Here is a 6,578-nt window from a genome sequence, read left to right on the forward strand (position 1 = left end):
TAAAAACTCATTGATCCCCGTCCTTGGCAGCTCATTTGGGACGGGGCTTTTTTGACTGGTATGATTGGTGCGACCATTCCAACCAGCTAAAAGAGCCCCGTCCTAAATTGACTATCGAGAGGATCTGCCATGGAGCGTATCGCGAGTTTTTCCGTTGACCATCTGCTGCTTGAGCCCGGCGTGTACGTGAGCCGCATCGACCGCGATCCGGCGACCGGCGCCGCCGTCACCACGTTTGACCTGCGCCTGACCACGCCCAACAAGGAGCCGGTCATGAACACGGCCGAGTGCCACACCATCGAGCACCTGGGCGCGACGTTCCTTCGCAACCATGCCGAGTGGTCGAGCCGCATTGTCTACTTTGGTCCCATGGGCTGCCGCACGGGCTTTTACCTCGTCGTGTTTGGCGAGGTGACGAGCGAGGAGATCCTGCCGCTCGTGCGTGAGCTGTTCGAGTTTGTCGCCGGCTTTGAGGGCGATGTCCCCGGTGCCGCTCCCGAGGAGTGCGGTAACTATCTGGACCAGAACCTTCCCATGGCTAACTGGCTCGCGCGTCGCTACCTCGACCGCGACCTGGCCGATATCGACGAGAAGCACCTGCACTACCAGCAGGCGTAAGGGCTTTATCGCCCAAAGCGCGCGCATTGGGCGCCTTCGCTTATGCGGGGGCGCCTTTTTGTTGAGTGGTCGGGACGAGCGTTCAAAATCGCTCATGTTTGTTCTAGAATGTTCGTACTGTCACATAAACGAACAGGAGTGAACATGCATATCTATTCTGTCAACGATCCCGAGTTCAAATCCTATGGCAACGTTTGGGATGACGTTCCGTCCGAGCTCACGTCGCCCGTGCTCGAGGCGCTCTCTGCCACGCCCATTCCCGAGGGCAGCAAGTACGTAGCAAGTGCGCCGGAGCTCGAAGGCGTCAAGGATGCCGACAAACTGGGCTTTCTCATGTTTGGCGGCCGCCCCTTCCAGCTCGGCTGGTGCAACGGCCACAACACACGCCTCAACTGCCTGGAGTATCACCGCGCCAGCGAGTTTAACCTGGGCGCCCGCGACTTTATCCTGCTCGTGGCGCATCGCTGGGAGATCGAGGACGGCAAGCTCGACACCGCGTGCGTCAAGGCGTTCCGCGTGCCGGCGGGTACGGTCGTCGAAGTCTTCAACACCACGCTCCACTACACGCCATGCATGGTCGACGACGGCGGCTTCCAGGTAATGGTTGCGTTGCCCGCCGGCACCAATGGTCCGCGCCCCGAGGCCGCAGCCGACGTGCCCGCGGTCGGCGACAGCTACTGCTACTGGAAGGCTGACAAGTGGGTCCTCTGCCACGCCGACAGCCCCAAGGCAGCCGAAGGCGGCTACGTGGGCCTCTTCGGCAAGAACCTCGACATCACCTGCGACTAGAATCTTCTGTCTCGATCTGTAACATCTAGCGGGCTAAATCGTCTCTACCTGTTACAGATTTAGACAAACTGAAGGGGCTGTCCGAAAAATCTCGATCTGTAACACCGGGCCCGGTTTTGGCTGCCCAACTGTTACAGATCGAGACAAAACGGGCCCAAACCACCACAAAGCTGCCTGTCCCCATTGTGGTGGCTGGCGGTTTGGGCGGGCAGGTATCAAAAAGTGTCAGACAGGGGCGGCTGCCGGACGCCCGCGCGCGAAAAGAAGTGTCGACCTGCGTTGCTGCCGTTGAGCGGCGCGCTGTTTGCGGGGATACTGAAGCCACGACAAACAGCGTGTGAAAGGATCGATGTATGGCTTTCCGTAAAGACTTCCTGTGGGGCGGAGCGACGGCTGCCAACCAGTGCGAGGGCGCCTACAACGTGGATGGCCGCGGCCTGGCCAACGTGGACGTGGCGCCGCATGGCCCCGAGCGCTATGCGGTGGTCTCCGGCCAGCGCAAGATGCTCGACTTCGAGGACGGCTATTACTATCCCGCGCAGACCGGCATCGATTTCTACCACCACTACAAGGAGGACATCGCTCTCTTTGCCGAGATGGGCTTTAAGACCTTCCGCATGAGCCTGGCGTGGACTCGAATCTTCCCCAACGGTGACGAGGCCGAGCCCAACGAGGCCGGCCTGGCCTTCTACGAGGACGTGTTCCGCGAGTGTCAGGCACACGGTATCGAGCCGCTCGTGACCATTACGCACTTCGACTGCCCGATCCATCTCATCAAGGAGTACGGCGGCTGGCGCAACCGCAAGCTCATCGACTTCTACAAGAACCTCGCGACCACGATCTTCACCCGCTACAAGGGCCTGGTGAAGTACTGGCTCACCTTCAACGAGATCAATATGATCTTGCACCTGCCGTTTATGGGTGCCGGTCTGGTCTTTGAGGAGGGCGAGAACAAGGAGGCCGTCGAGTACCTGGCCGCCCACAACGAGCTCGTCGCCAGCGCTTGGGCAACCAAGATCGCTCACGAGATCGACCCTGAGGTCAAGATCGGTTGCATGCTTGCCGCAGGTAGCTACTACCCCTACAGCTGCCGTCCGGGCGATGTACGCCAGGCGCAGATTGACAACCAGAGCAACTATTTCTTCGTCGACGTCCAGAGCCGCGGCTACTACCCGGCCTATGCCGTCAAGAAGCTTGAGCGCTTGGGTATCGACGTGGGTATGACCGACGAGGACCGCGAGATCCTGGCCGCCAACACCGTTGACTTCATCAGCTTTAGCTATTACAGCACTCGCTGCTCTGCCGGTGCCGACAACCCTGATGTCGAGCGCACCCAGGGCAATGCCTTCGCCGGCGCCAAGAACCCCTACCTGCAGGAGAGCCAGTGGGGCTGGGCCATCGATCCGCTGGGCTTCCGCATCACCCTCAACGACCTGTACGACCGCTATCAGAAGCCGCTGTTTGTGGTCGAGAACGGTCTGGGCGCCAAGGATGTTGTCGAGGAGGACGGCTCCATCAACGACGACTACCGTATCGACTACCTGCGTCAACATATCGCCGCGATGCACGACGCGGTGACCGAGGACGGCGTTGACCTGCTGGGCTACACCACCTGGGGCCCGATCGACCTGGTGTCTGCCGGCACGGGCGAGATGTCCAAGCGCTACGGCTTTATCTATGTCGACCGCGATGATGCGGGCAACGGTACTCTCAAGCGTTCCAAAAAGAAGAGCTTCGACTGGTACAAGAAGGTCATCGCCACCAACGGCGAAGACCTGGCCTAAGGGCACTGAGGCACTCAACCTTGGGGCTCCAACCCTCCTCGCGTACCTAAAGTACGCTTCGTCGGGCTTGTCGCTCCCAATCTCGAGCACCTCAGGCCCTTAGGAGTTCTCTGCGAACCGTGGTAGCTAGAAGTTCGATTATCCTCTTGGGAGCGTTTAATGCCGTAAATTAAAGCATAAGTGCTTGTTATGTTTAATTGTTGATACTCTCTGGTGTACCCTCATACACCGTAGAGTGTTAGCAGGTTGTTAGCAACAAAGGCTAATTTAAAGCTTTAATTTGTGATTAATCACTTGTGATTTGTGATAAGTGATTTGTGATTAATATATAAAAGCCCTCTTTAAAGGGCTTTTATGCTTATTTTGAAAAAGAGATAAAATCAATATATCCCTTTTCTCCGATTTTTACAACGGCATTGTAGGACTTTCTATCTTTCGTTTTGATTCCTTTTACCAGGGTTTCTTTTCCCTCTAGTAATTCTTTTACATTTGTTTTGGTGAGTTTTTTCTTTCTAAAATGTTCAGCTAAAGTGAAGGTACATTCAGGATAATTTGAACAACCATAAAACGATTTTTTTAATACAATATTGTTGCCACACTTAGGACATTTTCCTACAAGGGGTCCCGAGCGCTTAGTGGGAATTTGTACCCCTTATCGATACAAATTCCCCGTAGGCGCTAGGGACCTCTTTAGCTCCTTGGAAGCTGTCAGTAGTATACCTAATAATTTATCTACATTCCCTTTAGTAACGTGTAACTTTCCAAATTTACAAAAGCGACTCATAGAATTATTTCCTCCCGTTAAATAATAGATAACTATTAAAAATAGACAATACTTGCTCATAAGTAACGGTACTTAAATTGTTTACTTTGGCGTGTTTCATTGCTTGATGAAACTGATTTTTAGTAAACAGTTGACGATATTCTCGATTGACCCATTTTGAAACAAAGTACGTATATAGCTTCCAATATTTATCTGGAACATCTGTGGTATGGCGGGTAAGTTTTATTAAGACACTGTTTACTTTTGGTTTAGGATGAAAGCATTCCGCTGGCAGCTTAAGCAATTGCTGAATCGAGACTTGAGTGTGCAAGAGCAACCCTAGTGTTCGGTGAATATCCAAGGTACGCTTGTAGAATCCTTCTTCAACAATCAGATAGATGTCAGACGCATGGCTTTCAAAAACCACTTTTTGAATAATTTGTGTGCTTAAATGGTAAGGAATACTCCCAACAATTTTATACCTCTGTTTGTTAGGGAATTGAAACTGTAGAATATCTTGGTGAATTAAAGTGACACGAGTATTCAGTTTTAATTTTTCTGACGATAAGTTGAATAGATGACTGTCTAATTCAATAGACGTTACCTGTTTACTTATTTTAGCCAGTTTCGTCGTTAAATGCCCTTTACCTGTTCCAATTTCGTAAACGGTATCGGTTTCTTTTAAAATTCAATTGTTTTATTATTTGGTTGAGTACTTTTTCACTCGTTAAAAAGTTTTGAGAATATTTTATATTTTTGTTCATGTAATCACTCCCTCTTAATTACAAATTTTTAGCATCTAATTTTCTTGAATTTTTGTTAATTTATATGGCACATCTAAATGGTCGCCGAGTACATTTAGTAGTAAGGTAGGCAGTATTGAAAATTATATCAATCCGATTATTGGAGATTGGAAACTGAATGAAATAACTACAAAAAGTCTATCAAAATACTACAATGATTTATTGAGCGTTCCAGAAGTACCACGGGCAAACAGAAAAGCAACTGGTCGTTGTGTTCAACCAGCGAACATCAAAAAAATACATGATATTATCCGCTGTGCCTTAAATCAAGCTATCCGCTGGGAGTATATTGATACAAACAAAAGAAACCCTGCGTCTTTGGCTACGTTACCAAAAATTCCAAAGACTAGGCGAAAAGTGTGGAGTGTTCAAACATTTCGAGAAGCGGTAAAAGCCACGGAAGATGATTTGCTTTCAATTTGTATGCACTTAGCTTTTTCCTGCTCTATGCGAATTGGAGAAATTACAGGACTTACATGGGAAGATGTTATTATTGATGAAGAGTCCATTGCTACAAATAATGCAAAGGTAATCATCAATAAAGAACTTTCAAGAGTAAATGCAGAAGCTATGCAGAAATTAAAGGAAAAGGATATTTTAAAGATTTTCCCAACGCAAAAACCGCATTGTACCACAAGGCTTGTCTTGAAAACGCCAAAAACAGAAACAAGTAATCGTGTTGTCTGGTTACCTAAAACAGTTGCGGAACTATTGGTGCAATATAAAAAAGACCAGCAGGAATTAAAGGAATTTTTAGGAAGTGCCTACAATGATTACAACCTTGTTATTGCGTTGGATAATGGCAATCCCGTGGAAAGCCGTATTGTTAGAGATAGGTTTCAAAAGCTCTGTGAAGAAAACGATTATGAAGTTGTGGTATTTCACAGCCTACGCCATTTAAGTACGGGTTATAAACTCAAAATGACAAACGGAGATGTTAAGTCCGTACAAGGCGATACTGGTCACGCAGAAGCAGAAATGGTTACAGATGTATATTCAGAAATCATTGACGAGGACAGACGTTTCAATGCACAAAAAATGGATAAAGAATTTTATTCTACGCTTAATGATGATACAGACAATCCAAAGCAAGATACCGACTTAACCGATAGTGATATGGCGTTATTGGAACTGATTAAATCTTTATCGCCAGAAATGAAAGAGCAATTTTTAAAGCAGGCACTTCAAAGATAGAATTTCAAAAGTGTTAGCAAATTCCAAAAAAACCAGCGATTTTTCTTCAAAAATAAAAAAGTGTTAGCAAGCCTATTTCCTTAAAAGTCTTAAAAAAATATCGAATAAAAAATGACAGATTGAAAACAATTCGTATTCAGCGTAAATAGAAAGCCATAAATAAAGAAACGCTGAAAACCTTGTAAAATAAGGCTTTCAGCGGAGTTTGTGGCGTCCCAGACAGGAGTCGAACCTGCGACGTTTCGCTTAGGAGGCGAACCCTCTATCCTGCTGAGGTACTGGGACATTCTTAAAAATCTATTCAATTTTATCTAGTTATCATATCAAAAGGCGTTTGTTCCACCTAGCCCTTAGGAGGCGGATCTGACCGCCGTGTTTCGGAAGTCCTGCTTTATAACGTCCTAACCAAGGCGCCCGGCGAGCAGTTAATTCCCGCCGGATGTTTTGTTAAAAGAAGTGAAAGAAAGCAAAAGAAGTTAAAACTTGCAATTGCACTACGGCGCGAGAACATCCAGCGGAACAACTTGGACGCCGCGGTCAGTGACATAGGCTTGTGAGCCAAATCCAATGATTGCGACTTTCGAAACCGGCGGGTTGTTTCCGGCGGCAACCATGCGTTTCTCGACA

General features: G+C 48.4%; 4 protein-coding genes, 1 tRNA gene and 3 pseudogenes. 5 read left to right on the top strand and 3 right to left on the bottom strand.

Going from position 1 to position 6,578, the window contains the following annotated elements; genetic code table 11:
- Positions 1-129 precede the first annotated feature (129 nt).
- The 3 genes from DWY05_RS06945 to DWY05_RS06955 all read left to right on the top strand — a co-directional run bounded on the left by DWY05_RS06945 (position 130) and on the right by DWY05_RS06955 (position 3,191).
- Positions 130-618, top strand: a complete 489-nt coding sequence (locus tag DWY05_RS06945) for an S-ribosylhomocysteine lyase (protein WP_117770240.1) — start codon at positions 130-132, stop codon at positions 616-618.
- Between the two features lie 144 nt (positions 619-762).
- Entirely contained in the window at positions 763-1,407 is a 645-nt protein-coding gene (locus tag DWY05_RS06950) for a DUF4867 family protein (protein WP_117821147.1), read from the top strand.
- 353 nt (positions 1,408-1,760) lie between these two features.
- Positions 1,761-3,191 carry a 6-phospho-beta-glucosidase gene (locus DWY05_RS06955; RefSeq protein ID WP_117821146.1) on the top strand — a complete coding sequence of 477 codons (1,431 nt, stop codon included), beginning with the start codon at positions 1,761-1,763 and terminating at the stop codon, positions 3,189-3,191.
- Between the two features lie 358 nt (positions 3,192-3,549).
- Here DWY05_RS06955 and DWY05_RS10215 read toward each other — a convergent pair.
- Positions 3,550-3,810: pseudogene (locus DWY05_RS10215) on the bottom strand (topoisomerase DNA-binding C4 zinc finger domain-containing protein); the annotation flags it as partial.
- Between the two features lie 169 nt (positions 3,811-3,979).
- Positions 3,980-4,718, bottom strand: a pseudogene (gene erm(B), locus DWY05_RS06970) (23S rRNA (adenine(2058)-N(6))-methyltransferase Erm(B)).
- A gap of 48 nt (positions 4,719-4,766) precedes the next feature.
- Here erm(B) and DWY05_RS10265 point away from each other — a divergent pair.
- Both DWY05_RS10265 and xerC read left to right on the top strand, forming a co-directional pair.
- Positions 4,767-4,910, top strand: a pseudogene (locus DWY05_RS10265) (site-specific integrase); the annotation flags it as partial.
- 9 nt (positions 4,911-4,919) lie between these two features.
- The gene (gene xerC, locus DWY05_RS06975; RefSeq protein ID WP_199409593.1) at positions 4,920-5,951 is read left to right on the top strand and encodes a tyrosine recombinase XerC; all 1,032 of its coding nucleotides are present in this window, start codon (positions 4,920-4,922) and stop codon (positions 5,949-5,951) included.
- 208 nt (positions 5,952-6,159) lie between these two features.
- Here the strand turns inward: xerC and DWY05_RS06980 are convergent.
- Positions 6,160-6,236 (bottom strand) — tRNA-Arg (locus DWY05_RS06980).
- Positions 6,237-6,578 lie beyond the last annotated feature (342 nt).

Source organism: Collinsella sp. AF23-4AC, from assembly GCF_003462685.1.
Taxonomy (GTDB): Bacteria; Actinomycetota; Coriobacteriia; order Coriobacteriales; family Coriobacteriaceae; genus Collinsella.

Excerpts from the sequence above, each read along its gene's own strand:
- DWY05_RS06955 (WP_117821146.1), top strand. The coding sequence starts at position 1,761 with ATGGCTTTCCGTAAAGACTTCCTGTGGGGCGGAGCGACGGCTGCCAAC.
- DWY05_RS06950 (WP_117821147.1), top strand. The coding sequence starts at position 763 with ATGCATATCTATTCTGTCAACGATCCCGAGTTCAAATCCTATGGCAAC.
- DWY05_RS06945 (WP_117770240.1), top strand. The coding sequence starts at position 130 with ATGGAGCGTATCGCGAGTTTTTCCGTTGACCATCTGCTGCTTGAGCCC.